The organism is Oceaniglobus trochenteri (assembly GCF_020529025.1).
GTDB classification, from domain to species: domain Bacteria; phylum Pseudomonadota; class Alphaproteobacteria; order Rhodobacterales; family Rhodobacteraceae; genus Oceaniglobus; species Oceaniglobus trochenteri.
In genome coordinates this window covers 58,796-84,701 of the sequence record NZ_JACNMM010000016.1, presented here as the reverse complement: position 1 = coordinate 84,701, position 25,906 = coordinate 58,796, and the positions used below count along the sequence as shown (strand labels likewise).

26 protein-coding genes are annotated in these 25,906 nt (G+C 64.9%); 14 read left to right on the top strand and 12 right to left on the bottom strand.

Features of this window, described 5'->3' with window-relative positions:
* The first annotated feature begins 178 nt into the window (after positions 1-178).
* Positions 179-1,072 (top strand): cation diffusion facilitator family transporter, encoded by an 894-nt coding sequence (locus H7828_RS20495; RefSeq protein WP_226782935.1) that lies wholly within the window; start codon positions 179-181, stop codon positions 1,070-1,072.
* 57 nt (positions 1,073-1,129) lie between these two features.
* On the opposite strand, the gene H7828_RS20490 is transcribed toward H7828_RS20495, so the two are convergent.
* Entirely contained in the window at positions 1,130-1,357 is a 228-nt protein-coding gene (locus H7828_RS20490) for a DUF1150 family protein (RefSeq protein WP_226782934.1), read from the bottom strand.
* Between the two features lie 20 nt (positions 1,358-1,377).
* The gene (locus H7828_RS20485; protein WP_226782938.1) at positions 1,378-1,791 is read right to left on the bottom strand and encodes an Hsp20 family protein; all 414 of its coding nucleotides are present in this window, start codon (positions 1,789-1,791) and stop codon (positions 1,378-1,380) included.
* 179 nt (positions 1,792-1,970) lie between these two features.
* Between H7828_RS20485 and H7828_RS20480 the strand changes: the two genes are divergently transcribed.
* Entirely contained in the window at positions 1,971-2,189 is a 219-nt protein-coding gene (locus H7828_RS20480) for a YdcH family protein (protein ID WP_226782933.1), read from the top strand.
* Positions 2,190-2,276: 87 nt separating this feature from the next.
* Here the strand turns inward: H7828_RS20480 and H7828_RS20475 are convergent, their stop codons facing one another.
* Positions 2,277-3,674, bottom strand: coding sequence for an aminotransferase family protein (locus tag H7828_RS20475; protein WP_226782932.1), 1,398 nt, complete (start codon positions 3,672-3,674; stop codon positions 2,277-2,279).
* Positions 3,675-3,832: 158 nt separating this feature from the next.
* On the opposite strand from H7828_RS20475, the gene H7828_RS20470 reads away from it, so the two are divergent.
* Positions 3,833-4,531, top strand: a complete 699-nt coding sequence (locus H7828_RS20470) for an RraA family protein (RefSeq protein ID WP_226782931.1) — start codon at positions 3,833-3,835, stop codon at positions 4,529-4,531.
* A 2-nt stretch (positions 4,532-4,533) separates the two neighbouring features.
* Here H7828_RS20470 and H7828_RS20465 read toward each other — a convergent pair whose 3' ends face one another.
* From H7828_RS20465 to H7828_RS20450, 4 genes are all read right to left on the bottom strand, one after another.
* Positions 4,534-4,629 carry a DUF2474 domain-containing protein gene (locus H7828_RS20465; RefSeq protein ID WP_226782930.1) on the bottom strand — a complete coding sequence of 32 codons (96 nt, stop codon included), beginning with the start codon at positions 4,627-4,629 and terminating at the stop codon, positions 4,534-4,536.
* Positions 4,629-5,633: a cytochrome d ubiquinol oxidase subunit II gene (cydB, locus tag H7828_RS20460; RefSeq protein WP_226782929.1), complete on the bottom strand. Its 1,005-nt coding sequence runs from the start codon at positions 5,631-5,633 to the stop codon at positions 4,629-4,631. Before cydB ends, H7828_RS20465 begins: the two co-directional genes overlap by 1 nt.
* Entirely contained in the window at positions 5,623-7,032 is a 1,410-nt protein-coding gene (locus H7828_RS20455) for a cytochrome ubiquinol oxidase subunit I (RefSeq protein ID WP_226782928.1), read from the bottom strand. Before H7828_RS20455 ends, cydB begins: the two co-directional genes overlap by 11 nt.
* A 332-nt stretch (positions 7,033-7,364) precedes the next feature.
* Entirely contained in the window at positions 7,365-8,285 is a 921-nt protein-coding gene (locus H7828_RS20450; protein ID WP_226782927.1) for a manganese-dependent inorganic pyrophosphatase, read from the bottom strand.
* A gap of 135 nt (positions 8,286-8,420) precedes the next feature.
* Here H7828_RS20450 and H7828_RS20445 point away from each other — a divergent pair, with 135 nt between their 5' ends.
* Both H7828_RS20445 and H7828_RS20440 read left to right on the top strand, forming a co-directional pair.
* A complete protein-coding gene (locus H7828_RS20445) occupies positions 8,421-9,086 on the top strand; it encodes a DUF2161 domain-containing phosphodiesterase (protein ID WP_226782926.1) in 666 nt (221 codons plus the stop codon).
* A 4-nt stretch (positions 9,087-9,090) separates the two neighbouring features.
* Positions 9,091-9,474 carry a DUF2750 domain-containing protein gene (locus tag H7828_RS20440; protein WP_226782925.1) on the top strand — a complete coding sequence of 128 codons (384 nt, stop codon included), beginning with the start codon at positions 9,091-9,093 and terminating at the stop codon, positions 9,472-9,474.
* 45 nt (positions 9,475-9,519) lie between these two features.
* Here H7828_RS20440 and H7828_RS20435 read toward each other — a convergent pair whose 3' ends face one another.
* Entirely contained in the window at positions 9,520-10,974 is a 1,455-nt protein-coding gene (locus H7828_RS20435; RefSeq protein WP_226782924.1) for a bifunctional diguanylate cyclase/phosphodiesterase, read from the bottom strand.
* A gap of 232 nt (positions 10,975-11,206) precedes the next feature.
* On the opposite strand from H7828_RS20435, the gene H7828_RS20430 reads away from it, so the two are divergent.
* The 4 genes from H7828_RS20430 (at position 11,207) to H7828_RS20415 (ending at position 14,989) form a co-directional block, all read left to right on the top strand.
* Entirely contained in the window at positions 11,207-11,494 is a 288-nt protein-coding gene (locus H7828_RS20430) for a co-chaperone GroES (RefSeq protein WP_226782923.1), read from the top strand.
* Positions 11,495-11,547: 53 nt separating this feature from the next.
* On the top strand, positions 11,548-13,191 hold the full coding sequence (gene groL / locus H7828_RS20425; RefSeq protein ID WP_226782922.1) for a chaperonin GroEL: 1,644 nt from the start codon (positions 11,548-11,550) through the stop codon (positions 13,189-13,191).
* A 198-nt stretch (positions 13,192-13,389) separates the two neighbouring features.
* Positions 13,390-14,235, top strand: a complete 846-nt coding sequence (locus H7828_RS20420; protein ID WP_226782921.1) for a DMT family transporter — start codon at positions 13,390-13,392, stop codon at positions 14,233-14,235.
* A gap of 61 nt (positions 14,236-14,296) precedes the next feature.
* A complete protein-coding gene (locus tag H7828_RS20415) occupies positions 14,297-14,989 on the top strand; it encodes an esterase/lipase family protein (protein ID WP_226782920.1) in 693 nt (230 codons plus the stop codon).
* Between the two features lie 150 nt (positions 14,990-15,139).
* Here H7828_RS20415 and H7828_RS20410 read toward each other — a convergent pair whose 3' ends face one another.
* The gene (locus H7828_RS20410; RefSeq protein ID WP_226782919.1) at positions 15,140-16,219 is read right to left on the bottom strand and encodes a 5-(carboxyamino)imidazole ribonucleotide synthase; all 1,080 of its coding nucleotides are present in this window, start codon (positions 16,217-16,219) and stop codon (positions 15,140-15,142) included.
* Positions 16,212-16,697, bottom strand: coding sequence for a 5-(carboxyamino)imidazole ribonucleotide mutase (gene purE, locus H7828_RS20405; protein ID WP_226782918.1), 486 nt, complete (start codon positions 16,695-16,697; stop codon positions 16,212-16,214). The genes H7828_RS20410 and purE overlap by 8 nt, the downstream gene beginning before the upstream one ends.
* A gap of 115 nt (positions 16,698-16,812) precedes the next feature.
* Here purE and H7828_RS20400 point away from each other — a divergent pair, with 115 nt between their 5' ends.
* From H7828_RS20400 to H7828_RS20380, 5 genes are all read left to right on the top strand, one after another.
* Positions 16,813-17,166 carry a VOC family protein gene (locus tag H7828_RS20400; protein WP_226782917.1) on the top strand — a complete coding sequence of 118 codons (354 nt, stop codon included), beginning with the start codon at positions 16,813-16,815 and terminating at the stop codon, positions 17,164-17,166.
* 73 nt (positions 17,167-17,239) lie between these two features.
* Positions 17,240-19,009 (top strand): sulfoacetaldehyde acetyltransferase, encoded by a 1,770-nt coding sequence (gene xsc, locus H7828_RS20395; protein ID WP_226782916.1) that lies wholly within the window; start codon positions 17,240-17,242, stop codon positions 19,007-19,009.
* A 160-nt stretch (positions 19,010-19,169) separates the two neighbouring features.
* Positions 19,170-22,025 carry a molybdopterin oxidoreductase family protein gene (locus tag H7828_RS20390; RefSeq protein WP_226782915.1) on the top strand — a complete coding sequence of 952 codons (2,856 nt, stop codon included), beginning with the start codon at positions 19,170-19,172 and terminating at the stop codon, positions 22,023-22,025.
* Between the two features lie 58 nt (positions 22,026-22,083).
* Entirely contained in the window at positions 22,084-22,824 is a 741-nt protein-coding gene (locus H7828_RS20385; protein WP_226782914.1) for a 4Fe-4S dicluster domain-containing protein, read from the top strand.
* Positions 22,824-23,702 carry a dimethyl sulfoxide reductase anchor subunit family protein gene (locus tag H7828_RS20380; RefSeq protein ID WP_226782913.1) on the top strand — a complete coding sequence of 293 codons (879 nt, stop codon included), beginning with the start codon at positions 22,824-22,826 and terminating at the stop codon, positions 23,700-23,702. The genes H7828_RS20385 and H7828_RS20380 overlap by 1 nt, the downstream gene beginning before the upstream one ends.
* Positions 23,703-23,819: 117 nt before the next feature.
* Here H7828_RS20380 and H7828_RS20375 read toward each other — a convergent pair whose 3' ends face one another.
* Positions 23,820-24,878 (bottom strand): ABC transporter ATP-binding protein, encoded by a 1,059-nt coding sequence (locus H7828_RS20375; RefSeq protein ID WP_226782912.1) that lies wholly within the window; start codon positions 24,876-24,878, stop codon positions 23,820-23,822.
* 4 nt (positions 24,879-24,882) lie between these two features.
* Positions 24,883-25,716 carry an IclR family transcriptional regulator gene (locus H7828_RS20370; RefSeq protein WP_226782911.1) on the bottom strand — a complete coding sequence of 278 codons (834 nt, stop codon included), beginning with the start codon at positions 25,714-25,716 and terminating at the stop codon, positions 24,883-24,885.
* Positions 25,717-25,906: the final 190 nt, after the last annotated feature.

Here is a 25,906-nt window from a genome sequence, read left to right as displayed (position 1 = left end):
TGTCGCATCGCCTTGGACTGTTGATGATATCGTAGCGCTGGTGGAAAAGGCGGAGGACGCTGCGCCCATGAAGCGTGGCCCCTACAAACCCCGCGCGAAAAAAGATATTTCAAACTGACCCACTACCCGAATGACCCGGGGGGTTGCGCAGACCTGCCCGCCGGGGCAATGACGCGCCATGCCCCAATCCGCCTCCGACTCGCGTCTCAATCAATCGGCCCTCGTGGCCTCGGTCACCGTTGCCGTCGTTCTGGTGCTGGCAAAGCTCTGGGGCTATGCCGCGACAGGGGCGCTTTCGGTGGCGGCCTCGCTGGCGGATTCCGGGCTTGACCTGATGGTGGCCCTGGGCGGCCTTGCCGCCGTCACCTATGCCGCCCGTCCGCCCGATGAAGACCACGCCTTCGGCCACACCTCGGCCGAGGATCTGGCGGCACTGGGACAGGCGCTGTTCCTGCTGGTCTCGGCCGGCGTGATCGGCGGCGCGGCGGGCCTTCGCCTGTGGCGCGGCGAAACAGCGGCGCCCCTGATGGCCGAGGGCATCGGCATGGCGGTGATGGTCTTCTCCATCGCGCTCACCCTCGCGCTGGTGGTCTTTCAACGGCATGTGTCGCGGCGCACGCGAAGCCGGGTCGTCATGGCCGATCAGCTGCACTACCTGGGCGATCTGATCCCGAATGTCGGCGCGCTGGTGGCGCTCTGGGCCTCGGCGCGGTTCGGGCTGGGGCAGATCGATTCCGTCGTCGCCCTGGGTGCGGCGGCAATGCTGGCCATCGGGGCCCTGCGCGTCGGGCGCGGTGCCTGGAACGCCCTCATGGACCGGGCCGCCGACCCCGAGATGATTGCCGGGATCGAAGAGATCGCCCGCGACTGGCCGGGCGTTCACGGCTTTCACGATCTCAAGACCCGCACCGCCGGCAGCGTGACCTTCGTGAACCTGCATATCGAGTTGGACGGCGATCAGCCGCTGTCACAGGCCCATGACATCGGCGCCGCCCTGCGCCGGGCCATCCTTGAGAAATACCCCAACGCCGATGTCATCATCCACAAGGACATCTGGCAGCCCCCCGCCTGACGAAAAACGGCCCGCCGTTTCCGGGGGCCGTTCGCAGATTGCGGTGCCTTCGTCGCGTCAGTGGACGCTGACAGGTGCCATGTCGTTCTGACGCGCGACGATGAAGGCCAGCTTGCGGTCGCGCACAAGCGCCAGCCTGTCCCCGTCCGAGTTGTGGACGGCGTAGATCTCGGTCAGGCCATCGGCCTGTTCACGCACGTCCTCGGGCAGGTCTTCCACCTTCACGGGGCGGACGTAGACGATGCTGTCGATCGCATCCATCGGAGTTTCGCTTTTCGTTTCCATCTCGGTCACCCCTCTCACAGTCAACCTCTGGTAATCTCGATCGTGCGCACCACGGTTTCCGGAACGCTTCTTTTCAGATCAACGTGCAACAACCCGTTTTCGATCCGTGCGCCGGCGATTTCCACACCCTCGGCCAAAACGAAGGTGCGCTGGAACTGTCGCGCGGCGATGCCCCGGTGCAGGAAGACGCGGCCTTCCTCGGCCTCGTCCTGGCGGCCCCGGATGACCAGTTGCCGGTCTTCGACGGTGATCGAAAGGTCGTCTTCGGCAAACCCGGCCACGGCAAGCGTGATCCGATAGCCTGTACCGCTGGTCTGTTCGATGTTGTAGGGCGGATACCCGCCCGAGTCGGCCTTTGCCGTGCGTTCCACCAAACGTTCCAATTGCTCGAACCCGAGCAGGAAGGGATGCGATCCCAAAGCCATTTTCGTCATCGACACGTCCTTGCTGAAGCGACTGTGTTCCATAATTGCGGCCCCGTTATGGCGGCCTGCTCCAAGATATGGGAAGAATTCGTTAACTCTGCAAGGGTTGGGCACCGATGCCCGTATGCCCCGACGACGAATCAGGCTAGCGTGCGGCCTGTGCCGGACAATAAGAAAAGACCGCCAAAATGAATGCTTCCAGCAAACTGGACCACGAAGAAATCCTGCGAATCCGGCTTGAGGTTCTGAAGCGCGAACACCGCGATCTGGACGATGCCATCCACGCCCTGCAGGACCGCGTCAGCGCCGAACCCCTGACCCTGCGGCGGCTGAAGAAACAGAAGCTGGCCCTCAAGGACCGCATCGCCCAGATCGAGGACGAACTCTTCCCCGACATCATCGCCTGACACCGAGGCGAGAGGGTTTCCGGCAGGAAAGCCGCGGGGCGATTCCGCCTGCTCTTTCTTGCCGAAAATACTCTCGCCGGAGGCGCCCTAGCCCAGGACGCGCCCCAGCGCCTGGTCGATGGCGTCGGTCAGATGGTCAATCTCGTCCGGCCCGGCGATCAGGGCGGGCGACAGGCACAGGGTGTTGTTATAGCCCGGCAGACTGCGGTTGGTCGCGCCGATGATCACGCCCTGCCCCATGCAGTCGGCCACCACCTTCTGCACCAGCTTTTCATCCAGCGGCGTCTTGTCGGCCCGGTCACTGACCAGTTCGGCCCCGCAGAACAGCCCCTTGCCGCGCACGTCACCGATGACGGCATGTTTCTCGGCCAGGGCATGCAGGTTGCCCATCAGCCGCTCGCCCATCTTCAGGGTGTTGTCCAGCAGGCCTTCCTCTTCGATGATCGCCATGTTTTCCAGCGCCGCCGCCGGCCCCGAGGTGCAGCCCCCGAAGGTGGAGATGTCGCGGAAATAGTTCAGCGGATCGTCGCTGTCGTCCTTGAACATCTCGAAGACCGCCTCGGTGGTCACGCAGCAGGAAATCGCCGCATAGCCCGAGGCAACGCCCTTGGCCATGGTCACGAAATCGGGCTGCACGCCGTAGTTCTGATATCCGAACCAGGTGCCGGTGCGCCCGACGCCGCAGACCACCTCGTCGATATGCAGCAGGATATCGTACTTGCGGCAGATCTCGCCCACCGTTTCCCAGTATCCCGGCGGCGGCGGGATGACCCCGCCGCCCGCCGTCACCGGCTCAAGGCACAGGGCGCCCACGGTATCGGGGCCTTCGCGCAGGATCACCTCTTCGATGGCCTTGGCCGCGCGCACGCCATACGCCTCACCGGAAAGATCGCCCCAGCCCTGTTCATGGGCGCGGTATTCCAGGCAATGGGGCACCGGCACGAAGGCGGGCGCAAACGGGCCGTATTGCGCGTTTCGTTCCTCCTGCCCGCCCGCCGAAAGGCAGGCGATGGTGGTGCCGTGATAATCCCGCTCGCGGTAGAGGATCTTGTTCTTCTTGCCGCCATACCGCTTGTGGGCGATCTGGCGCACCATCTTGAAGGCTTTCTCGTTCGCCTCGGACCCCGAGTTTGCGAAATAGACGCGGGACATGCCCGGCATCTTTTCGATCAGGCGCTTGCTGAAGTTCGCGCCGGGGATCGACCCGGCAGACCCCGCGAAATAGCACAGTTTCACCAGTTGATCGCGAACGGCGTCGGCGATCCTCTCGCGGCCATAGCCGACATTCACGGTCCATACGCCACCCGAGACGCCGTCAAGATGTTCCTTGCCCTTGATGTCCCACACCTTCATGCCCCGCCCCTCGACGATGATGCGGGGATCGACCGTCTCGAAGGGCTTGTGCTGGATCAGGTGGTGCCAGACATGGGCGCGGTCGGCTTCGACGATGCTTTCGGGATCGTTGGTCTGAAAGGGAATGTTCATGGGGCGTGCTCCGGCAGGAATCCTGCCTCGATAATGGCGCAGACGATCCCGTCGCGATAGGGCCAATTGCAACTGCGATCCGGGGGCGGGCGAAGCCGCTCGACATTTCCGGCGGGTTGATCGAAAAAAGCGCGGAAACTGCCCCAAGGAACCCCAGCATGATCGAAGATCCGCCCCTCCTGACCATCTCGCGCAACCGGCCCCGCCCGACCGACGCGCAGATTGCCGCCTTTCAGGGCGTGCCCACCGGCTTTGTCAACGATGCGATGTTCGGCAAGGGGGCGCTGGCGCGCCAGGTCCGCCCCATCGGCGAGGGACGCGATCTGAAATGCGCCGCGGCAGGCCCGGCCCTGACCGTCGACAACGGGCCGGGCGACGTTCTGGCGCTGATGGCGGCACTGTCACAGATCCAGGAGGGCGACATGGTGATGTCGGCCTTCGACGGCTTCCAGGGCTGTGCTGCGGCGGGCGATCGGCTGGCCGGGATGATGCGCAACAACGGCGCGGTCGGCTATGTCACCGATGGCCCGATGCGGGATTACGACGGTATCGTCGCGGCGGGCTTGCCCTGCTGGTGCACGGGGCTGACGCCGGCTTCGCCCTTCACCAAGGGGCCGGGGCGCGTGGGCCTGCCCATCGAAATGGCGGGTCAGCATATCGAAAGCGGCGACATGGTGGTGGCCGACATCGACGGCGTGGTCGTCGTGCCATTCGCTCAGATCGACGCGGTGATCGCCGTGCTGGACAAGGTGCGCACCACCGAAGCGGCCCTGGACGCACGGGTCGAGGCGGGGTTGGACATGCCCGACGCCATCCGCGCCCTGCTGGACACCGAGGGGGTGAAATACATCGGCTGAGCTCAGCCGATGAAGGCCCGGATCGCCAGCCCCACAACCGTCAGGGCGCCCACGCCCAAGGCCCAGTAGAACAGGAACCACATCAGGCGCCGCCCCATCAGTGATACCCCTCGTCCGGGTCAATCTTGCCGCGGAACACCCAGTAGGCATAGGCGGTATAGGCCAGGATCATCGGGATCAGGACGGCGGCGCCCACCAGGACGAACCACAGCGAAGAGTCGGGCGCCGCGGCCTCCCATATCGTCAGCGAGGGCGGCACGATGTTGGGATAGAAGCTGATTCCGATCCCGGCGAAGGACAGGACGAACATGCCCAGCGCGGCCAGGAAGGGCCGCGTGTCATGCCCCGATTTCAACCCGGTGAACAGCAGCCAGCCGCAGCCCGCAATCAGAAGCGGGACGATACCGGTAAAGGCCATGGTCCAGCCCGAGAACCAGCGCGACAGGTATTCGTTGTCAAGAAACGGCGTGATCGCGCTGACTGCGCCGATCAGGCCCAGCGTCGCGATGCCCGTCGGCCAGGCCAGGCGGCGCGCGTGATCGTTCACCGCCCCCTCGGTCTTCATCATCAGCCAGGTCGCCCCCAGCAGGGCATAGCCCACCACCACGGCAACCCCCGTCAGGATCGAGAAGGGCGTCAGCCAATCCCAGTTGCCCCCGGCATAGGCGCGGTTCTCAACCTCGATTCCCTGCACCAGCGCCCCCAAGGCAACCCCCTGGGCAAAGGCGGCCAGGACAGACCCGCCGAAAAACGCCTTGTCCCAGAAGTGCTGGGCGCGGTGGGTGCGCCAACGGTATTCGAACGCCACGCCGCGAAAGATCAGCCCGATCAGCATGGCGATGATGGGCGCGTAAAGCGCGGGCATCACCACCGCATAGGCCAGGGGAAAGACGGCAAACAGCCCCCCGCCCCCCAGCACCAGCCAGGTTTCGTTGCCATCCCAGACAGGGGCGACGCTGTTCATGGCCAGGTCTTTCTCGCGGCTGTCCTTCAGGGCCGGAAACAGGATGCCGACCCCCAGGTCGAACCCGTCCAGCACCACATAGGCCAGAACCGCAAAGGCGATCAGGCCCGCCCAGATGAATGCCAGGTCAAACGCCATCTTGCCGCTCCTTCTTTTCGGTCTGCGCGGCGGGGGTGGTGCCGGCGGTGCGGATCGGCCCCTCGTCCAGCCGGCCCTGGGTGGTCTGGGTGGGCCGCCCCATCAGCCGCAGGATATAGAAAGTGCCCATGCCGAAAACGATGAAATAGACCACGATGAAGGACAACAGCGATGCAGTGACCGCCGAGGCCTGCAAGGGCGATGCACTGTCGGCGGTGCGCAGCAGGCCATAGACGGTATAGGGTTGCCGGCCGACCTCGGTGGTGATCCAGCCCGCCAGCACCGCGACAAACCCCATGGGCCCCATGGCGATGGCCGCCCGGTGCAGCCAGTCCGAAACAAAGAGCTTTCCGCGCCAGCGCTGCCAGGCGCCCCAGAAGGCCAGCCCCAGCATGGCCAGCCCCAGCCCCACCATCACCCGGAACGACCAGAAGACGATGGCGACGGGCGGTTCCTTGTCGTCGTCGATGGTATCCAGCCCCGCCATGGGCGCGTTCGGATCATGCAGCAGGATCAGCGAGCCGAGCCTGGGAATCTCGATTGCATGGTCGATGCGCTTCTCGGCCGCGTTGGGAATGCCGAACAGGATCAGCGGCGCACCCTCGGGGTGGCTGTCGTAATGCCCCTCCATCGCCATGACCTTCGCGGGTTGATGCTTTAGCGTGTTCAGCCCGTGCTGATCGCCCGCCAATATCTGCAACGGCGCGGTCCCCAGGATCATCCACATCGCCATCGAGAACATCAGCCGCGCGCCCTTGTCGGTGCTGTCGCGCAGCAGGTGCCAGGCCCCGACCGCACCCACCACAAGGGCCGTGGTCAGGAAGGCGGCCAGGACCATGTGCACCAGGCGGTAGGGGAATGAGGGGTTGAAGACGATCTGCCACCAGTCCTCGGGCACGAACTGCCCCGCCTCGTTCATGGCCCAGCCCGCGGGCGTCTGCATCCAGCTGTTGACCGACAGGATCCAGGTGGCCGACATCAGCGTGCCCACCGCCACCATGGCCGTGGCCAGGAAATGCAGCCCCGGCCCCACCCTTTCGCGCCCGAACAGCATGACCCCAAGAAAGCCCGCCTCAAGGAAGAAGGCGCTCAGCACCTCGTAGGCCATGAGCGGGCCCAGGATCGGGCCGGTCTTGTCGGAAAACACGCTCCAGTTGGTGCCGAACTGGTAGGACATCACGATTCCCGACACCACGCCCATGCCGAAGGCGACGGCGAAAATCTTCTTCCAGTACTGGAAAACCCGCAGGTAGATATCGCGCCCGGTCAGCAGGTGCAGGCCGTTCAGCACCGCAAGATAGCTGGCCAGCCCGATCGAGAAGGCCGGAAAGACGATGTGGAAACTGATCGTGAAGGCAAATTGAAATCGGGCAAGATCAATGGCTTCGAAGCCGAACATGGGGATGCTCCTGTGGTGGCCGCCCCAATAGATAGCCCGGATCGGGCCGGATCAACGCCGCGTGATGATCCATACTGTCGCAGGCCGTGGTTTTTTGGCCACGCCTTCGATCAACCCTGAGGTTGCCCCGCCGGAATCGCAGGACATCCCTTCGCGGAGGCGGTTAAACACACGAACCGACGCGCACTGCCCTACTGCTCGGGGGTGGGGCGTGTCGGCTCTTTTTTCCGCGCGGCAGGGGCCTGACAGGCCTCTTCCCGGAAACCCACCGCAGCCCCGAAACGAAAAAGGCCGCCCCGAAGGACGGCCGATTCTGCAACCTGTCTGCGCCGTCAAAGCGCCAGGTTCGGGATGATCTGCTTCTTGCGCGACATGATCCCGGGCAGCACGACGGTGTCACCGCCACAGACCGTGGCAAAGGATTTCTCGGCCACCTGTTTCACCAGGTCGTTGGGCACCAGAAGCGTCGCCTCTTCGTTCAGGATGTCAACGACGAACAGAAGCACCTGGTCGACGCCGTCTTCGGCCGCGACGCTTTCCATGGTCTTCATCAGGCTGTCCTTGCGGTCCAGCACCATCTTGGGCGAGGTGGTTTCCAGCACCGAAACCCGGAATTTCGTGTCACCCACGGCGTATTCCTTGGAATCCATGCGCAGCAGCTCGGCATCCGAAAAGGCCGAAACGTCGGACTTGGCCGCGAACATCTCGGCCGCATAGCCGGCGATGTCGATGCCCAGCTCACCGGCCAGCTTTTCGGCCAACGCGCGGTCGTGATCGGTGGTGGTGGGGCTGCGGAATTCCAGCGTGTCCGACAGGATGCAGGACAGCATCGCGCCCTTGATGTTGTCCGGCATCTTCGCCGCGTCGTCGCCCATCAGGTCGTGCATGATGGTGGCGGTGCAGGCCAGCGGGCGGATGGTGATGTCGATCGGGCCGCGGGTTTCAAGACCGCCGACCAGCTTGTGATGGTCGATGATCGCGGTGATGTCGGCATCGTTGATCCCGGCGGGCAGTTCGGCGGGGTTGTTGGTGTCGACGATGACGACCTGCGCGCCGTCCTCGACCCCGTCGATGATCTGCGGTTTGCTCAGCGACCAGCGGTCAAGCACGAAGTTCGCCTCGGTGTTGGGTTCACCCAGCAGACGCGGTTCGGCCGGGTTGCCCAGGATCTCGGTCGTGTACCAGGCCCAGATGATGGGCGAACCGGTGGAATCGGTGTCGGGCGATTTGTGTCCGAAGACAAGCGTAGTCATGGGAATCCCTCGGGGTTGTGATTTTGCGCCGCTTATAGGTGCGGGCGCGCGCGATGTCACGTTCCCAGCACCCCGGCGGCGGCGCACCGGTTTTTCGACCTGACAGGCGCCGGGCGGCCCGCTATCACCGATGCCATGACCGCCCCTCGCGAAACCGATCTTTACCCGCCCGTGAAGGCCTTCCTGCAATCCCAGGGCTACGAGGTGAAATCCGAGGTGGGCGCCGCCGACGTGGTGGCGGTGCGGGGCGACGAACCGCCGGTGATCGTCGAACTCAAGACCGGGTTCACCCTGACGCTTCTGCATCAGGGCATCGCCCGCCAGGCGCTGAGCGATGCCGTCTACCTTGCCGTGCCTCTGCCCAAGGGGCGGATCGCCCGGCGCAATCTGCGCGAGAATGTCTCGCTTTGTCGTCGGTTGGGGCTGGGCCTGATCACCGTGCGCCTGCGCGACGGGCATCTGGAGGTGCATTGCGATCCGGGCCCCTATCAGCCCCGCAAGTCGGCGCCGCGTTTGGGCCGGCTCTTGCGTGAATTCGCCCGCCGCGTGGGAGACCCGAACACCGGTGGCGCCACGCGGGCCGGGCTGGTGACGGCCTATCGGCAGGATGCGATCCTCTGCGCCGCCCATCTGCTGGACCATGGGCCAAGCAAGGGGGCGGCAGTGGCACGGGCCACGGGCGTTGCCCGCGCCACGCGAATGATGGCCGCCGATCATTACGGCTGGTTCGAGAGGGTGGAAAAAGGCATCTACGCCATAACACCACGCGGCGCGGCCGCGATCCGCAACAACAAGGACTGAGACGATGGACCAGGAAAAGATATCGGCGCTGCTGTCGCTGGACCCGGAAGACCGGTATTGGGCCACGGTCGACCGCGTTGCCGAAACCGGCGCCTTCTGGACCCTGCACGGCGAATCGGGCTGGCTGACCCCGCTTGCGCCCGAGGGGTTCGAATACCTGCCCGTCTGGTCCGACCGCGCCCTGGCGCAGCTGATCGCCGATCTGCTGTTTCCCGGCAATACTCCGACCGAGATCACGCTTGAAGAGTTCCGGGCGCACTGGATCGACGACCTGGACGAGGGCGGCGTGCGCATCGGCGTGTTTCCCGACAATGACGGCACCTTCTGGGAGGTGGGCGCCGTCACCTTCTACGATGCCCTCGACGACATGGTGCAGACCCGCATCTGAGCGCCCCGCGCCAAGCGCCCGCAGCAGCCATCGCAGCAACCCCATTCAGGCCACCCGCTTGGGCGGTTTCGCCCGGCTGGAAACCACACGGGCGCGCCCCTGGTCCTTGGCGGCATAAAGCGCCTCGTCGGCCACCTTCATCAGGCGCAGCACCTGTTCGCCGTCTTCCGGAAAGCTGGCCACCCCGGCCGAGGCGCTGATCCGCGGCAGGCGGGCGCCGCCATAATGAACCTCGATCCGCGTCACCTCATCCAGAAAGGCATTGGCGCGGGCCATGGCCTGATCGTGGGGGACGCCCGAACAGAGCACGACAAACTCCTCTCCGCCGATCCGGCAGGGGGCAAAATCATCCTTGAAGGTCGCCGCCAAGAGGCTGCCGAATTCGCGCAGCACGATATCGCCGGCATCGTGCCCGTGATGATCGTTGAACTTCTTGAAATGGTCCACGTCGAGCGAAATCAGCGACACCGGCAGGCCCTTCGTCCGGGCGCGGTTCAGCTCCTTGTGCGAGGCATCGAGAAACCAGCGCCGGTTCCAGAGATTCGTGAGTGGGTCGCGCACCGACTGATCCTGCAACTCGTGGCGCAACTGCACGTTGGCCACCGCCAGGCTGATCTGTTCGGCGCAGAGCAGGCCCACCTCCCATCGCTGCTGCACGAAGGTTTCGATGAACCCGCGCGGCATGATCGCGCGGTCAAAGGCCGAAAAGCACAGATGCAGCAGCCCGATGGTTTCGCCATGGGCAATGATCGGCAGACAGAAATAGGGGCTGCCTTCGCCCTGCACATGGCCGCAGGTGAATTCGATGGCCTTGACCCCGTAGGAATAGGCGCGCCCGCGCCGCAGGGCCCAGCAATCTTCGGCCCCGATATGGGCGTGGGGTTCGCCGTCGCCCCATTGCGCGGCCAGTTCCAGCGTGTCGCGGGAATTGGAATAGATGTAAAGCTGCCCCTCGGCTTCGGGCAGCAGGGTTTGCATGGATTTCTTCACCACCATCAGCAGTTCATCCAGCGACTTGGCGGAATAGAGCCATTCGCTGATCTGGCTCAGCAGGCGGCGTTCGTGCTGGCGGTGCGCCTCGCTCTCGATCATTTCCTGGGCGCTTTTCTCCAGCGCCTTGCGTTCGGTAATGTCGCGACTGACGGACATGTTGTAGATGTGCCGCCCCTCGCCATCGAAAAGCGGCATCAGTTTCTTTTCAACCCAGAGCGGTTCGCCCGATTTGCGCATGTTCTGGATTTCCACCTGCAACGGGCGGCGTTCGCCAAGGGCCAGGATCACCTGGCGCGTCACCTCTTCGTCGCTTTCGGCGAAATTCAGCAACTCTTCGGGCAGCATGTCGCGGAAATCCTCAAGCCGGTAACCGTACATCTTTTCGAAACCGGGGTTCAGCCAGACCACGCGATCCTGCGGGTCCGTCATCAGAATCGCGTCGGTGGTGTGCTGCAGGATCAGATCCGCGAAATATCGTGTCAGTTCGGCCTGGGAATCGTCTTTCATGGTGGTCTTTCCGTTGCCGGGGCCCTCGGGTTGCGGTCGCGCAGGTTTCATGATGTACCCACCCCCGTTAAGATTCCCTTTCGCCGCCTCGGCGCCTTGCGCGGAAATCTTCGTCACTGCCCCCTCCCGAACAGTTGACACAGCGCCATGCACTGCCTAAATCGCGATCATTGGCACTCACCCTTACCGAGTGCTAACATGATTGAAACTTGAACCTGAGGAGCGTTCACAGATGGCATTCACTCCGCTGCATGACCGAGTGCTGGTCCGCCGTGTCGAAGGCGACGAAAAGACCAAGGGTGGTCTGATCATCCCCGACAGCGCCAAAGAGAAGCCCGCCGAGGGCGAAGTTGTTGCTTGTGGCGCCGGTGCGCGCAAGGACAGTGGCGAACTGATCGAGATGGGCGTCAAGAAGGGCGACAAGATCCTGTTCGGCAAATGGTCGGGCACCGAGGTCACCCTCGATGGTGAAGAACTGCTGATCATGAAGGAATCCGACATCCTGGGCATCATCGCCTGAGACTGATCGTCGATCCCTTTACCTTTCAACAACATCCCAAGGAGTAAGCTGCAATGGCTGCCAAGGACGTCAAATTCAACACCGACGCACGCAACCGTATGCTCAAGGGCGTCAACATCCTGGCCGATGCGGTCAAGGTGACCCTGGGCCCCAAGGGCCGCAACGTCGTCATCGACAAGTCGTTCGGTGCCCCCCGCATCACCAAGGACGGTGTGTCGGTCGCCAAGGAAATCGAACTGGAAGACAAGTTCGAGAACATGGGCGCCCAGATGGTCAAGGAAGTCGCTTCCCGCACCAATGACGAAGCCGGCGACGGCACCACCACCGCCACCGTGCTGGCCCAGGCCATCATCAAGGAAGGCATGAAGTCGGTTGCCGCCGGCATGAACCCGATGGATCTGAAGCGCGGCATCGATCTGGCCGTCTCCAAGGTCGTCGAGCACATCAAGAACGCTTCGCGCCCTGTCAACGACAGCGACGAAGTTGCCCAGGTCGGCACCATTTCCGCCAACGGCGAAAAGGAAATCGGCCGTCAGATCGCGGACGCGATGCAGAAGGTCGGCAACGAGGGTGTCATCACCGTCGAGGAAAACAAGGGCCTCGAGACCGAGACCGACGTGGTCGAGGGCATGCAGTTCGACCGTGGCTACCTGTCGCCCTACTTCGTCACCAACCCCGACAAGATGATCGCGGACCTGGAAGACTGCATGATCCTGCTGCACGAGAAGAAGCTCTCGTCGCTGCAGCCGATGGTGCCGCTGCTGGAATCCGTCATCCAGTCGCAAAAGCCCCTGCTGATCATCGCCGAAGACGTCGAGGGCGAAGCCCTGGCGACCCTCGTGGTGAACAAGCTGCGTGGCGGCCTGAAGATCGCCGCCGTCAAGGCGCCGGGCTTCGGTGATCGCCGCAAGGCCATGCTGCAGGACATCGCGATCCTGACCGGCGGCCAGGTGATCTCGGAAGACCTCGGCATGAAGCTCGAGAATGTCACGATGGACATGCTGGGTTCGGCCAAGAAGGTGTCGATCACCAAGGACGAAACCACCATCGTCGACGGTGCTGGCGAAAAGGCCGAGATCGAAGCCCGCGTGGCCCAGATCCGCAACCAGATCGAGGAAACCACCTCGGACTACGACCGTGAGAAGCTGCAAGAGCGCGTGGCCAAGCTGGCCGGCGGTGTTGCCGTGATCCGCGTCGGCGGCATGACCGAAGTCGAAGTGAAAGAGCGCAAGGACCGTGTGGACGATGCGCTGAACGCGACCCGCGCTGCGGTTCAGGAAGGCATCGTCGTCGGCGGCGGTGTGGCCCTGGTGCAGGGTGCCAAGTCGCTCGACGGCCTGAAGGGCGACAACAGCGACCAGGACATCGGCATCGCCATCGTCCGCAAGGCTCTCGAAGCGCCGCTGCGCCAGATCGCCGAGAACTCGGGCGTTGACGGTTCGGTGGTTGCGGGCAAGATCCGTGAATCCGACGACCTCAAGTTCGGCTTCAACGCCCAGACCGAAGAATATGGCGACATGTTCAAGTTCGGCGTCATCGACCCGGCCAAGGTGGTGCGCCACGCACTGCAGGACGCCGCTTCGATCGCCGGTCTGCTGATCACCACCGAAGCCATGGTGGCGGACAAGCCCTCGAAAGACGGCGGCAACGCCGGCGGCGGCATGCCCGACATGGGCGGCATGGGCGGCATGATGTAAGTTTCGTTTCCTCGGGAAACGAAACTGGGGCTGCAAAAGGCGGTTGGCCAAGGGCAAACCGCCGAAATCCCCCGGTCGCAGGAATGAAAGGGGCCCCTCGCGGGCCCCTTTTTCATGCCCGCCGCCCACCTTGTCGCCCCTTGCCCTGCGCGGCCAGGAAGCGGACACAGGCAACACCCCAACGCGGAAGGACAGGCAATGAACCGTGTAACGATCGCCCTGCCTCTGCTGGTCGCCATCGTCCTGCTGTGCTTTGCCGGGAATTCGGTGCTGAACCGGGCCGCTGTCGGTGCGGGCCGCATCGATCCGCTGATGTTCTCACTGCTGCGGGTGGCATCGGGGGCCGTTGCCCTCGGGCTTCTGGTGGCGCTGAGGGATCGCACCTTGCGCCTGCGCGGGCGGCTGGCCGGCGCGCTGGCGCTGACGCTCTATATGATCGGCTTTTCGCTGGCCTATCTGTCGCTGGACAGTGGCGTCGGTGCGCTGATCCTGTTCGGCGGGGTGCAGATCGTGATGTTCTCGGGCGCCGCGCTGAGCCGCGAACCGCTGCCGCTGACGCGCTGGATCGGGGCGGCAATCGCGCTTGGCGGGCTGCTGGTACTGCTCTGGCCGCGGGGTGGCACGGCGCCCTCGATGGCCCACGGCGCCCTCATGGCCATGGCAGCACTGGGATGGGGCGCCTATTCGCTGATCGGGCGGCGCACGGGCGATCCGCTTGGCACAACAGCGGCAAGCTTCATCCTGTCGGCACCTTTGGTGGCGGCGGCGCTGCTGTTGACGATACCGGCAACGGCTCCCGCAACACCCGACGGCATCGCGCTCGCCGTTCTGTCAGGCGTTGTCACCTCAGGGCTGGGCTATGCGCTCTGGTACGCCGTTCTGCCCCGGCTCACCTCGGCCGGCGCGGCGCTGCTGCAATTGCTGGTGCCGGTGCTGGCCACGCTCGGCGGCGTTCTGCTTCTGGGCGAACCGTTGACCGGGCGGCTGGCGCTTGCGGGCGTTCTGGTGCTGGGCGGTATCGCCCTGGGCGTGCGTCGACCCTGAAAGCCATGCCGCTGCGTCAACGGCCCTGCCCCCAAGGGCAAGGCGTGCTATATAAACCGGTATGCGCCCTTTCCTGATCCTCGCCCTGTGTCTTCTGCCCGGCCTCGCCCGGGCCGATTGCGTCGTGCTGCTGCACGGCCTTGCCCGCTCCTCCGCCTCGATGCTGGTGATGGCCGAAGCCCTGGAATTCGAGGGCTTCACGACCGTGAACGCCGGCTATCCTTCCACCGACGCCCCCATCGCCGATCTGGTGGAACAGACCGTCCCCAGGGCGGTGGCCGACTGCGGCGATCAAACGGTCCACTTCGTCACCCACTCCATGGGCGGAATCCTCGTGCGCGCCTGGCTGGAAAACAACCGCCCCGCCCGGATGGGCCGCGTGGTGATGATGGGCCCGCCCAACCACGGTTCGGAACTGGTGGATTTCTTCGGGGATCTCGGCCCGTTCCAATGGCTCAACGGCCCCGCCGGGCTGCAACTGGGAACGGGCACCGAAGATCTGCCCAACAGCCTGGGTCTGCCGCGCTTTGAACTGGGCGTCATCGCGGGCAACCGCTCCCTCAACCCGATCTACTCGACGCTTATTCCCGGCCCGGACGACGGCAAGGTCTCGGTCGCCTCGACGGTGCTGCGCGGCATGGACGACCATATCGTGATGCCGGTGACCCACACCTTCATGATGATCAGCCCCTCGGTCATCGCCCAGGTGGTTTCCTTCCTGCGCACCGGCAGGTTCGTCCACCCCGAGGGTTAGCCCAGCCGCGCCCTCTCATCTTTGGTCTGAAAATATCCATTCCCGCGGCCGCACCCCGCCCGGGCGGTTGAACCGGCACGAAACACCAGCCAGGGGCGCGCACAAAAACATGTCGTGGCGCGCGTCAGCGCGCCTCCGCCAGGTTCGGGTTCAGCGCGACGCCGGACCGATGCGCCGGTTCACATGGGCCATCTTGCGCCCGGCCCGCGCTTCGGCCTTGCCGTAAAGGTGAAGGGCATTGGCGGGATCGCGCACCAGGGCCGGCACCTCGTCGATGTCATCGCCCAGCAGGTTGGTCATCACGATGTCCGAGTGCCGCTGGCCATCGCCCAGGGGCCAGCCCGCCACCGCACGGATATGCTGTTCGAACTGATCGACGACACACCCGTCCTGCGTCCAGTGACCCGAGTTGTGGACCCGCGGCGCGATCTCGTTCACGATCAGCCCCGACTTGGTCACGAAAAGTTCCACCCCCATCACGCCGACATAGTCCAGCGCATTCAGGATCTGCCCGGTCAGGATCACCGCATCGGTCAGTTGCGCGCGGCTCAGTTCGGCGGGCAGGGTCGTCGTGTGCAGGATGCCATCGCGGTGCACGTTCTGGCCCGGATCATAGCAGGCCACCTGCCCGTCCGTGCCCCTTGCCCCGATCACCGAAACCTCGTGGCTGAAATCGACAAACCCCTCCAGGATGGCATCGGCGCCCTGCATAGCGGCAAAGGCGGCGTCGGCGTCATCCGGTGCCATGATCCGCGCCTGCCCCTTGCCGTCATAGCCCAGACGACGGGTCTTCAGGATCGCCGGGGCGCCGATCTGTGCCAGGGCCCTGTCCAGCGCGGCGCGGTCGGGCACATCGGCAAAGGGTGCAACCCGCAGGCCCAACCCCTCGAGAAACCGCTTCTCTGTCAGGCGATCCTGCGACACCCGCAGCGCCTCGCGCCCCGGGCGGATCGGGCGGATCGTTTCCAGCAGGTCCAGCGCCGAGGTCGGGATGTTCTCGAACTCGTAGGTGATCACGTCGACCGATTCCCCGAAGGCCCGCAGGGCCGCCGTGTCATCGTAGGCGGCGGTGGTCAGGGCTCCGCACACCTCACCGGCCGGCGCACCTGCCCCCGGCTCGTAGACATGGCAGCGCAGGCCCAGCCGCGCGGCGGCCAGGGCAAGCATCCGGCCCAACTGTCCCCCGCCCAGAATTCCGATCACCTGTCCGGGACGCAAAGCTTCACTCATCGACGGGCTCCTCGGGAATCGACGCCGAAAGCGCGGCGCGCCAGGTTTCCAACCGTTCGGCCAGGGCCGGATCGTTCAGGGCCAGAATGCCCGCCGCCATCAACCCGGCATTGGCAGCCCCCGCCGCACCGATGGCCATGGTAGCGACCGGAAAACCGCGCGGCATCTGCACGATGGAGTAAAGCGAATCGACACCGTTCAGCGCCCGGGTCTGGATCGGCACGCCGATCACCGGCAGGCGGGTCTTGCTTGCCATCATGCCCGGCAGATGCGCCGCCCCGCCGGCCCCGGCAATGATCACCCGAAGCCCGCGCCCCACCGCCTCCTTGCCGTAGGTCCACAACCGGTCGGGGGTGCGATGGGCGGAAACGATCCGCGCCTCGTGGCTTACGCCCAACTCGTCCAGGATATCTGCCGCGCCGCGCAGGGTCGGCCAGTCCGACTGGCTCCCCATGATGATGCCAACGTCAACGCCCATGCTGCCTCCGCCCGTGTTCATGAAGCGCGCACTATACCCATGGCGGCCTTGCTGGCAATGCGGGGCGCGGTGTTTCATGCAAGGATGCAGCATCCGCAGCCAGGAAAGGCCCGCCATGACCGTCAGACGCATCGTCGCAAACATCGCCACCGACACGCTCCCCGAGGTGCGGCAGTTCTATGCCGATCTCTTCGGCCTCGAGGTGGCGATGGATCACGGCTGGATCGTGACCCTCACCTCACCCGAAACGGCCAGGGTGCAGCTTGGCATCGCCAGCGAGGGCGGATCGGGCACGCCCGTCCCCGACCTGTCGATCGAGGTCGACAATCTTGACGAAACCCTGGCCCGCGCCCGTACCCTGGGCCATGCCATCGAATACGGCCCGGCAACCGAGCCCTGGGGCGTGCGCCGGTTCTTCCTGCGCGATCCGGCTGGCAAGCTGCTGAACATCCTGGCCCACGACGATTGAACGCCGGGCGACAGGGCCTATCGTCCGCGACAGGATGGCGATAGAAAAAAACAGTGCAAATGGGGAACGACCGATGAAAATGACCACCGAGGAAGCCTTCGTCAAAACCCTTCAGGCCCATGGCATCCGCCAGGCCTTCGGGATCATCGGATCGGCCATGATGCCGGTCTCCGACCTGTTTCCCCGGGCGGGCATCGCCTTCTGGGATTGCGCGCACGAGATGACGGCCGGGATGATGGCCGACGGCTATACCCGCGCCACCGGCGAGATGAGCATGATGATCGCCCAGAACGGCCCCGGGATCACCAATTTCGTCACCGCCGTGAAAACCGCCTATTGGAACCACACGCCGCTGCTTCTGGTGACACCCCAGGCGGCGAACAAGACCATCGGCCAGGGCGGTTTCCAGGAGATGGAGCAGATGAACCTGTTCCGCGATTGCGTGGCCTGGCAGGAAGAGGTGCGCGACCCTTCGCGCATGGCCGAGGTCCTGAACCGGGTGATCCTGAAGGCCAAACGCGCCAGTGCCCCGGCCCAGATCAACGTGCCGCGCGATTTCTGGACCCAGGTCATCGACATCGCCCTGCCCGACATTGCCGGTTTCGAACCGCCCTCGGGCGGCGCAAAGGCGCTGCAAGAGGCGGCCGACCTTCTGGGCGCGGCCCGGTTTCCGGTCATCCTGAACGGTGCCGGGGTGGTCTTGTCGGGCGGCATCCCGGCCAGCATGGCCCTGGCCGAACGTCTGGATGCGCCGGTCTGTGTCGGCTATCAGCACAACGATGCCTTCCCGGGCAGCCACCCCCTGTTTACCGGGCCGCTGGGATATAACGGCAGCAAGGCCGCGATGGAGCTTATCGCCCGGGCCGACGTGGTGCTGGCGCTTGGCACCCGGCTCAATCCGTTCTCCACCCTGCCGGGCTATGGCATCGACTACTGGCCGACCGGCGCCAAGGTGATCCAGGTCGATCTCAACCCCGACCGGATCGGCCTGACCAAGCCGGTGGCGTTGGGTATCGTGGGCGATGCGAAACGCGTGGCCGAAGGGCTGCTTCACCGCCTGTCCGACACGGCGGGCGATGAGGGACGCCAGGACCGAAGAGCGCGTATCAGCCAGACGAAATCCGCCTGGGCGCAGGAACTCACCAGCCTCGATCACGAGGCCGACGATCCCGGCACCACATGGAACGAACGCGCCCGCAACCGCGAGCCGGGCAAGATGTCGCCCCGCCAGGCCTGGCGCGCGATCCAGTCGGCCCTGCCGCGCGATGCCATCATCAGCTCGGACATCGGCAACAACTGCGCCATCGGCAATGCCTATCCCAGCTTCGAGGCGGGCCGCAAATACCTGGCCCCCGGGCTTTTCGGACCCTGCGGATACGGGTTTCCGGCCATCTGCGGCGCCAAGATCGGTCAGCCCGGCGTGCCCGTGGTGGGCTTTGCGGGCGATGGCGCCTTCGGCATCTCGATGAACGAGATGGTCAGCGTCGGGCGCGAAGGCTGGCCCGCGATCACCATGGTGATCTTCCGCAACCACCAGTGGGGCGCCGAAAAACGCAACACCACCCTCTGGTTCGACGACAACTTCGTGGGAACCGAGCTGAACCCCCGCGTCTCCTATGCCGGCATCGCCAGCGCCTGCGGGCTGACGGGCGTGCAGGTCGATACCATGGAGGGGCTGACGGCCGCGCTCGACACCGCCGTGAAGGCCCAGATGCAGCATGGCGAAACCACCTTCATCGAGGTGATGCTGAACCAGGAGCTGGGCGAACCCTTCCGCCGCGATGCCATGAAGGCGCCGGTCTCCGTCGCCGGAATCAGCCCCGACGACATGGCCGGTTCCTGACGCCACCCGCCTGTCGGGCCGCCCGAGGCACCTGGCGCAGACGCGCTCGGATAGTGCGTGCATCCGGGCGCTGCGCCATTTCGGCCAGCGGCCCATCGCCAGACTCGCACTCCCCCGAACAGCGGGCTAGTGTGCCCCCGAACCAGCCGGAAGACCTGCCATGTCCCACAGCCAACCGCAGATCGACACCTCGCCCAAGGTCAGCGACGAGATCCGCAAGACGACCTGCTACATGTGCGCCTGCCGCTGCGGGATCAACGTGCACCTCAAGGACGGCCCCGACGGCAAACGGCAGGTCGCCTATATCGAGGGCAACCGCGATCACCCCGTGAACAAGGGCGTTCTCTGCGGCAAGGGGTCGGCCGGGATCATGCAGCACCTCTCGCCCGCCCGCCTGCGTGCGCCGATGAAGCGGGTCGGCGAACGCGGCAGCGGCAAGTTCGAGGAGATTTCCTGGGACGAGGCCTATGACCTTGCGGTGAAATGGCTGAAACCGATCCGCGACACGGCGCCCGAAAAGCTGGCCTTCTTCACCGGGCGCGACCAGTCGCAAAGCTTCACCTCGTGGTGGGCCCAGGCCTTCGGAACGCCGAATTACGCCGCCCACGGCGGTTTTTGCAGCGTCAACATGGCGGCCGCGGGCATCTACACCATGGGCGGCGCCTTCTGGGAATTCGGCCAGCCCGATTGGGACAATACCAAGCTGTTCATGCTGTTCGGCGTGGCCGAGGATCACGATTCCAACCCGATCAAGATGGGGCTGGGCAAGCTGAAGAAACGCGGCGCCAAGGTGATCGGCGTCAATCCCATCCGCTCGGGCTATAACGCCATTGCCGATGAATGGATCGGCATCACCCCCGGCACCGATGGCCTGTTCATCCTGTCGCTGATCCACTGCCTTCTGAAGGCGGGCAAGATCGACCTCGACTATCTTGCTCAGTTCACCAATGCCCCGGTGCTGGTCAACGAAGACCCGAAATCGCCCGAATTCGGCCTGCTGCTGAAAACCGAGGATGGCCGCGATCTGGTGATCGACCGTGCCACCGGCAAACCGGCCCCCTTCGACGGGACAGGCGTGCGCCCCGACCTCTCCGGCTCGCTGCGGCGGGCGGGCATCAGCCACCGCAGCGTGTTTCAGCATATCGCCGAGAAATACCTGGCCGGGGAATACGCCCCCGAGGCCATCGCACCCAAGATCGGGCTAAGCGCAAACCGCATCAACCGCATCGCCGCCGACCTGGCCCGCACCGCCTTTGACGAGGCGATCGAGATCGACCAGCCCTGGACCGATTTCCGAGGCACCCGGCACGAAAAGATGATCGGCCGGCCCGTCAGCTTTCATGCCATGCGCGGCATCAGCGCCCATTCCAACGGGTTCCAGACCTGCCGCGCCCTGCACCTGTTGCAGATCCTGCTGGGCAGCGTGGAAACCCCCGGCGGAATGCGGTTCAAACCGCCCTACCCGAAACCGGCGACGGCCCACCCCAAGCCCCACTGCAAGGTCACGCCGGGCAAACCGCTTGACGGGCCGCACCTGGGCTTTACCCAAGGGCCCGACGACCTGGCCCTGACCCCCGAAGGCACCCCGGCGCGCATCGACAAGGCCTTCACCTGGGAAAACCCCATGTCCGCCCATGGCATGATGCACATGGTGATCTCGAACGCCCATGCGGGCGACCCCTACAAGATCGACACGTTGTTCATGTACATGGCCAACATGGCCTGGAATTCGTCGATGAACACCTCGGGCGTCATGAAGATGCTGACCGACAAGGACGACACCGGCGAATATGTCATCCCGCACATCATCTATTCCGATGCCTATTCGTCGGAAATGGTCGCCTATGCCGACCTCATCCTTCCCGATACCACCTATCTTGAACGCCACGACTGCATCTCGCTGCTTGACCGTCCCATTTGCGAGGCCGATGCCGCCGCCGATGCCATCCGCTGGCCCGTGGTCGAACCCGACCGCAACGTGAAGGGCTTCCAGTCGGCGCTGATCGACCTGGGCGCGCGGCTGAACCTGCCCGGCTTCGTCACCGACACGGGCGAACAGAAGTTCAAGGATTACGCCGACTACATCGTGAACCACGAACGCCGCCCCGGTGTCGGCCCCCTGGCGGGTTGGCGGGTGGGCGATGGCGCAGCCGAGACCACCATGCAACACGGCCGGGGCCACCCGAACGGCGCGCAGATCGACGAATACATCAAACACGGCGGATTCTGGATCGGGCATATCCCCGAAGAAGGACTGTATTACAAGCCTTGGAACCGCGCCTACCAGGACTGGGCGGTAAAGATCGGCCTTTTTGACAAGCCCGCGCCCTATATCTTCTCGCTCTGGTCCGAACCCCTGCGTCGGTTCCAGCTGGCCGCCGAAGGCCACGGCACCCGCCAGCCCCCCGACCACCTGCGCGAACGCATCAAGGCCACCCTCACCCCGCTGCCGATCTGGTATCCCCCGCTTGAGGATGGCCATGCCGACCCGGTGGAGTACCCGGTCCATGCCCTGACCCAGCGGCCCATGGCCATGTATCACTCCTGGGGCGGACAGAACGCCTGGCTGCGCCAGATCCACGGGCACAATCCGCTCTATGTTCCGACGAAGATATGGGAAGAACAGAAGTTCCGCGACGGCGACTGGGCGCGCGTCAGTTCGATGCATGGCGAAATCACCGTGCCCGTGGCACTGATGGCGGCGCTGAACGAAAATACCGTCTGGACCTGGAACGCCATAGGCAAGCGCAAGGGCGCCTGGGCGCTGGACGACGACGCCCCCGAGGCGAAGAAGGGGTTCCTTCTGAACCACCTGATCCACGAGCTGCTGCCCCCCAAGGGCGACGGGCTGCGCTGGTCCAACTCCGACCCGGTGACCGGCCAGGCCGCCTGGTTCGACCTGCGCGTCAGGATCGAGAAGGTGCGCGCCCCCAGCCGCAGCTATCCCGACATCCCGGCGCAGGCGTCGCCGGTGCCCCCGGCGCCGGCCAACGTGACCCGGAAGGTCGGGTCGTGATGGGGGCCATTGTGGAATTTGAGTATTTTTGCAAAGAAGAAGACAGGGGGCTGAACCCATGACCGAGCTTCCCGCATCCACGCAACGCAAGCTGGGCCTGGTGATCGACCTTGACACCTGCGTCGGCTGTCATGCCTGCGTCACCGCCTGCAAGGGCTGGAACACCGAAAACTACGGCGCGCCCCTGGCCGACAAGGATGCCTATGGTGCCGAACCCGTGGGCAGCTTCCTGAACCGCGTCCATTCCTTCGAGGTGCAGCCCGAAAGCGGCCCCGCCCAAACGGTGCATTTCCCGAAATCCTGCCTGCATTGCGACGATGCCCCCTGCGTCACCGTCTGCCCCACCGGCGCCAGCTACAAGCGGGTGGAAGACGGGATCGTCCTGGTGAACGAGTCCGACTGCATCGGTTGCGGGCTTTGCGCCTGGGCCTGCCCCTACGGCGCGCGGGAAATGGACCCGGTCGAACAGGTGATGAAGAAATGCACCCTCTGCGTCGACCGGATCTATAACGAGAACCTGCCCGAGGAAGACCGCCAGCCCGCCTGCGTGCGCACCTGTCCGGCCGGCGCGCGCCACTTCGGCGACCTGGCCGACCCCGACAGCGATGTCAGCCGCCTTGTGGCAGAACGCGGCGGCTTCGATCTGATGCCCGAACAGGGGACGAAACCGGTGAACAAGTACCTGCCCCCCCGCCCCCGCGACGAAGACATCGACGTGCTTGCCCCCTTCCTGCAACCCGTGGCCGAGACGCCCTCGGGGTTCCTGGGCTGGCTTGACCGCGCGCTGGAGAAACTCTGATGCACCCCGCCGCCTCCATCATCGCCTTCACCACGCTGTCGGGCATCGGCTTCGGTCTGCTGGCTTTCCTGGGTCTCGGCTTTCCGCGGGTCGAAGGGATGTCGGCCTTCGCCTTCTTCGCCATCGCCTACTTGCTGGCGGTCGGCGGGCTGGTGTTTTCCACCTTCCACCTGGGCCACCCCGAACGGGCGCTGAAGGCCTTCACCCAGTGGCGCACCTCCTGGCTCTCGCGCGAAGGCTGGGCCTCGGTCCTCACGCTGGTGGTTATGGCGATTTTCGCAGCGCCACTGGTGTTCTTCGGCCTGCGCCTCGCGCCCATCGGCTGGCTTGGCGCGCTGGCATCGATCGGAACCGTCTACATCACATCGATGATCTATGCCTCGATCCGCAGCGTGCCGCGCTGGCATCACTGGTCCACCAGCGCGATGTTCATCGCCTATGCGCTGTCGGGCGGTGCGCTTCTGTCGGGTCAGGTTACGGTGGCCATCGCCTTCCTGGTCCTGACCGGCATCGGCCAGTTCGCCGCCTGGAAAGCGGGGGATGCCCGGTTCGCCGCCGCGGGAAGCACCGCCGGAACCGCGACCGGGCTGGGCGGCATCGGCAAGGTGCGCCTGTTCGAATCGTCCCACTCCGAGGGCAACTACCTCACGAAGGAGATGGTCTTCGTCATCGCCCGCAAACATGCCACGAAGCTGCGCTCCATCGCGCTGGTGCTGGCCTTTGCGGCGCCTGTCGCGCTTCTGCTGCTGCCCTTCCACCACGTCATGGCGGCGCTGGCCGTGCTGTCGCACCTCTGCGGCGTGCTGATCACCCGCTGGCTGTTCTTCGCCGAGGCCGAGCATACCGTTTCGCTGTACTACGGGCGGACGGCGGCCTAGTCAGCCGTCGGAGCCTCCGGCGGGGATATTTGAAGACCTATGATCGCAAAGACCATCCTGTCTTCATCTTTGGTCCTGAAATATCCCCGCCGGAGGCATTGAAAGTTCCTTTGCGCGCTATCGGATGCGCGCTTCGCTCTTGGCATCGAACAGCATCGCGCGCGCCGGATCGAAGGCGATGCCAACCTTGTCGCCCGCCTTCGAGCGCAGATCGCCGCGTTCCTCCACGATCATCCGCTCGCCATCCGCACCCGCCAGATAGGCATAGGACACGCCCCCCAGCGCCTCGGTCAGTTCCACGGTGTGGGTGCTGCCCTCGGTGATCTCGATATGTTCGGGGCGGATGCCCAGGGTCACTGCCGTGCCCTCGGCGGGCACCTGCACCTGCACCGGCAGCGCCTTGTCCAGCGACGACACCGCCACCTGCCGCCCATCGGTCACCTTGCCTTCGAGAAAGTTCATCGCCGGTGAGCCGATGAAACCGGCCACGAAGCGGTTGTCGGGATCGCGGTAAAGATCGAGCGGCGCCCCCACCTGTTCGATCACACCGGCCCGCAGCACCACGATCTTGTCAGCCAGGGTCATCGCCTCGACCTGGTCGTGGGTGACATAGATCATCGTCGCGCCGATTTCCTTGTGCAGGCGGGCGATTTCCACCCGCATCTCGACCCGCAGTTCCGCATCGAGGTTCGACAGCGGCTCGTCGAACAGGAACACCTCGGGGCCGCGCACGATGGCCCGCCCGATGGCCACCCGCTGCCGCTGCCCGCCCGAAAGGGCCGCCGGCTTGCGTTTCAGGTAATCGTCCAGCTTCAGGATGCGCGAGGCCTCGGCCACCTTCTTGTCGATCTCGGCGCGGGGATGCTTGTTCATCTTCAGCCCGAAGCCCATGTTCTCGGCCACCGTCATGTGCGGATAGAGGGCATAGGTCTGGAAAACCATCGCCACGCCCCGCTCGGCCGGGTCGTCGCGGGTCACGTCGCGGCTGCCGATGGCGATCTTGCCGCCCGTCGTTTCCTCCAGCCCCGCGAACATCCGCAAGAGCGTGGACTTGCCACAACCCGAAGGCCCGACGAAAACGCAGAATTCGCCATCGGCGACTTCCAGATCCACACCGTGGATCACCTGCACGTCGCCGTAGCGCTTCATAACATTGGAAAGTGTCACACCTGACATGGATTCATCCTGTTGTTGCAAGGGGTTCTGCGGCACGGTCGGGGAACCGCCATGCCGATGCCTCGGTGGCGATCTTCCGGGCCGCGGCGCGCAGGGCGGGGGCCAGTTCGCCCAGTTCGTCAAGGCTGCGCCGCGCGCTGGTGGCCGTGACCGAGATCGCACCAAGAACCTGGCGACCATCGGTCAGGATCGGCACGGCCAGGCAAATGATGCCGGCCTCATGCTCTTCGTCGTCGAAGGCATGGCCACGGTCGCGGATCGCCGCAAGATCGCGCAAGAGGCTTGCGCGGTCGGTCAGCGTATTGGGCGTGAACCGGTGAAACGACTGCTGCGCGATGGTATCTTCAAGGTCGGGGGCGGGCAGGAATGCCATCATCGCCTTGCCCACCCCGGTGCAATAGGCCGGGCCCACCTTGCCCGCCTGCGAATACATCCTGACCGGGACCGTTGCGTTGCGCTTGTCGACATACAGAACCTGGCCATGGTCCAGCTGCGCCAGGTGAACCGTTTCGCCCAGTTCGGCGGACAGCGCATCGATATGGGGCCGCGCGATCGGCGCAAGCGAGGTGGTGTGCCAGGCCGCATGGGCCAGCCGCACCAGCCGCACCCCCAGCGCATAGGTGCCGCTTTCGGGGTCAAGCCGCAGCATCCCCTGCGAGGTCAGCGTCTGGATCAGCCGATAGAGCGTGGCCTTGGGAAAGGGGCTGTCGCGCTGCACCTCGGCAAAGCGCACCGGACGGCCATAACCGGCCACCTGGTCAAGCACGGCAAGCGCCTTGCCCACGGTGCCCGCACCCCGCGCCTCACCTGCTGACGGTCGCCCTGACCGGTCCGGCATGCCATCCATCCTCTCGCCTGTTTCTGCCCTTGCCCTGCGGGCAAAACGCCCGCTGCTCTGACGCAAGGTCAGCCTTCCGGGGGCAGGAAACTGTTGACATCCATAGCGCCAATGCGGTTATCATTTCAATATCTAAAACCAAGTTTCACATAATGGAACCATCTAGGGAGCAACTTATGGTGTGCAAACT

Excerpts from the sequence above, each read along its gene's own strand:
- cydB (WP_226782929.1), bottom strand. The coding sequence starts at position 5,633 with ATGGCGTTTGACCTGGCATTCATCTGGGCGGGCCTGATCGCCTTTGCG.
- H7828_RS20455 (WP_226782928.1), bottom strand. The coding sequence starts at position 7,032 with ATGTTCGGCTTCGAAGCCATTGATCTTGCCCGATTTCAATTTGCCTTC.
- H7828_RS20410 (WP_226782919.1), bottom strand. The coding sequence starts at position 16,219 with ATGAGTGAAGCTTTGCGTCCCGGACAGGTGATCGGAATTCTGGGCGGG.
- H7828_RS20375 (WP_226782912.1), bottom strand. The coding sequence starts at position 24,878 with ATGTCAGGTGTGACACTTTCCAATGTTATGAAGCGCTACGGCGACGTG.
- H7828_RS20465 (WP_226782930.1), bottom strand. The coding sequence starts at position 4,629 with ATGGGGCGGCGCCTGATGTGGTTCCTGTTCTACTGGGCCTTGGGCGTG.
- H7828_RS20390 (WP_226782915.1), top strand. The coding sequence starts at position 19,170 with ATGTCCCACAGCCAACCGCAGATCGACACCTCGCCCAAGGTCAGCGAC.
- H7828_RS20480 (WP_226782933.1), top strand. The coding sequence starts at position 1,971 with ATGAATGCTTCCAGCAAACTGGACCACGAAGAAATCCTGCGAATCCGG.
- H7828_RS20450 (WP_226782927.1), bottom strand. The coding sequence starts at position 8,285 with ATGACTACGCTTGTCTTCGGACACAAATCGCCCGACACCGATTCCACC.
- H7828_RS20370 (WP_226782911.1), bottom strand. The coding sequence starts at position 25,716 with ATGCCGGACCGGTCAGGGCGACCGTCAGCAGGTGAGGCGCGGGGTGCG.
- H7828_RS20420 (WP_226782921.1), top strand. The coding sequence starts at position 13,390 with ATGAACCGTGTAACGATCGCCCTGCCTCTGCTGGTCGCCATCGTCCTG.
- H7828_RS20380 (WP_226782913.1), top strand. The coding sequence starts at position 22,824 with ATGCACCCCGCCGCCTCCATCATCGCCTTCACCACGCTGTCGGGCATC.
- H7828_RS20470 (WP_226782931.1), top strand. The coding sequence starts at position 3,833 with ATGATCGAAGATCCGCCCCTCCTGACCATCTCGCGCAACCGGCCCCGC.
- H7828_RS20475 (WP_226782932.1), bottom strand. The coding sequence starts at position 3,674 with ATGAACATTCCCTTTCAGACCAACGATCCCGAAAGCATCGTCGAAGCC.
- xsc (WP_226782916.1), top strand. The coding sequence starts at position 17,240 with ATGAAAATGACCACCGAGGAAGCCTTCGTCAAAACCCTTCAGGCCCAT.
- H7828_RS20490 (WP_226782934.1), bottom strand. The coding sequence starts at position 1,357 with ATGGAAACGAAAAGCGAAACTCCGATGGATGCGATCGACAGCATCGTC.
- H7828_RS20385 (WP_226782914.1), top strand. The coding sequence starts at position 22,084 with ATGACCGAGCTTCCCGCATCCACGCAACGCAAGCTGGGCCTGGTGATC.
- H7828_RS20495 (WP_226782935.1), top strand. The coding sequence starts at position 179 with ATGCCCCAATCCGCCTCCGACTCGCGTCTCAATCAATCGGCCCTCGTG.
- H7828_RS20435 (WP_226782924.1), bottom strand. The coding sequence starts at position 10,974 with ATGAAAGACGATTCCCAGGCCGAACTGACACGATATTTCGCGGATCTG.
- H7828_RS20430 (WP_226782923.1), top strand. The coding sequence starts at position 11,207 with ATGGCATTCACTCCGCTGCATGACCGAGTGCTGGTCCGCCGTGTCGAA.
- H7828_RS20440 (WP_226782925.1), top strand. The coding sequence starts at position 9,091 with ATGGACCAGGAAAAGATATCGGCGCTGCTGTCGCTGGACCCGGAAGAC.
- H7828_RS20485 (WP_226782938.1), bottom strand. The coding sequence starts at position 1,791 with ATGACGAAAATGGCTTTGGGATCGCATCCCTTCCTGCTCGGGTTCGAG.
- H7828_RS20400 (WP_226782917.1), top strand. The coding sequence starts at position 16,813 with ATGACCGTCAGACGCATCGTCGCAAACATCGCCACCGACACGCTCCCC.
- H7828_RS20415 (WP_226782920.1), top strand. The coding sequence starts at position 14,297 with ATGCGCCCTTTCCTGATCCTCGCCCTGTGTCTTCTGCCCGGCCTCGCC.
- purE (WP_226782918.1), bottom strand. The coding sequence starts at position 16,697 with ATGGGCGTTGACGTTGGCATCATCATGGGGAGCCAGTCGGACTGGCCG.
- H7828_RS20445 (WP_226782926.1), top strand. The coding sequence starts at position 8,421 with ATGACCGCCCCTCGCGAAACCGATCTTTACCCGCCCGTGAAGGCCTTC.
- groL (WP_226782922.1), top strand. The coding sequence starts at position 11,548 with ATGGCTGCCAAGGACGTCAAATTCAACACCGACGCACGCAACCGTATG.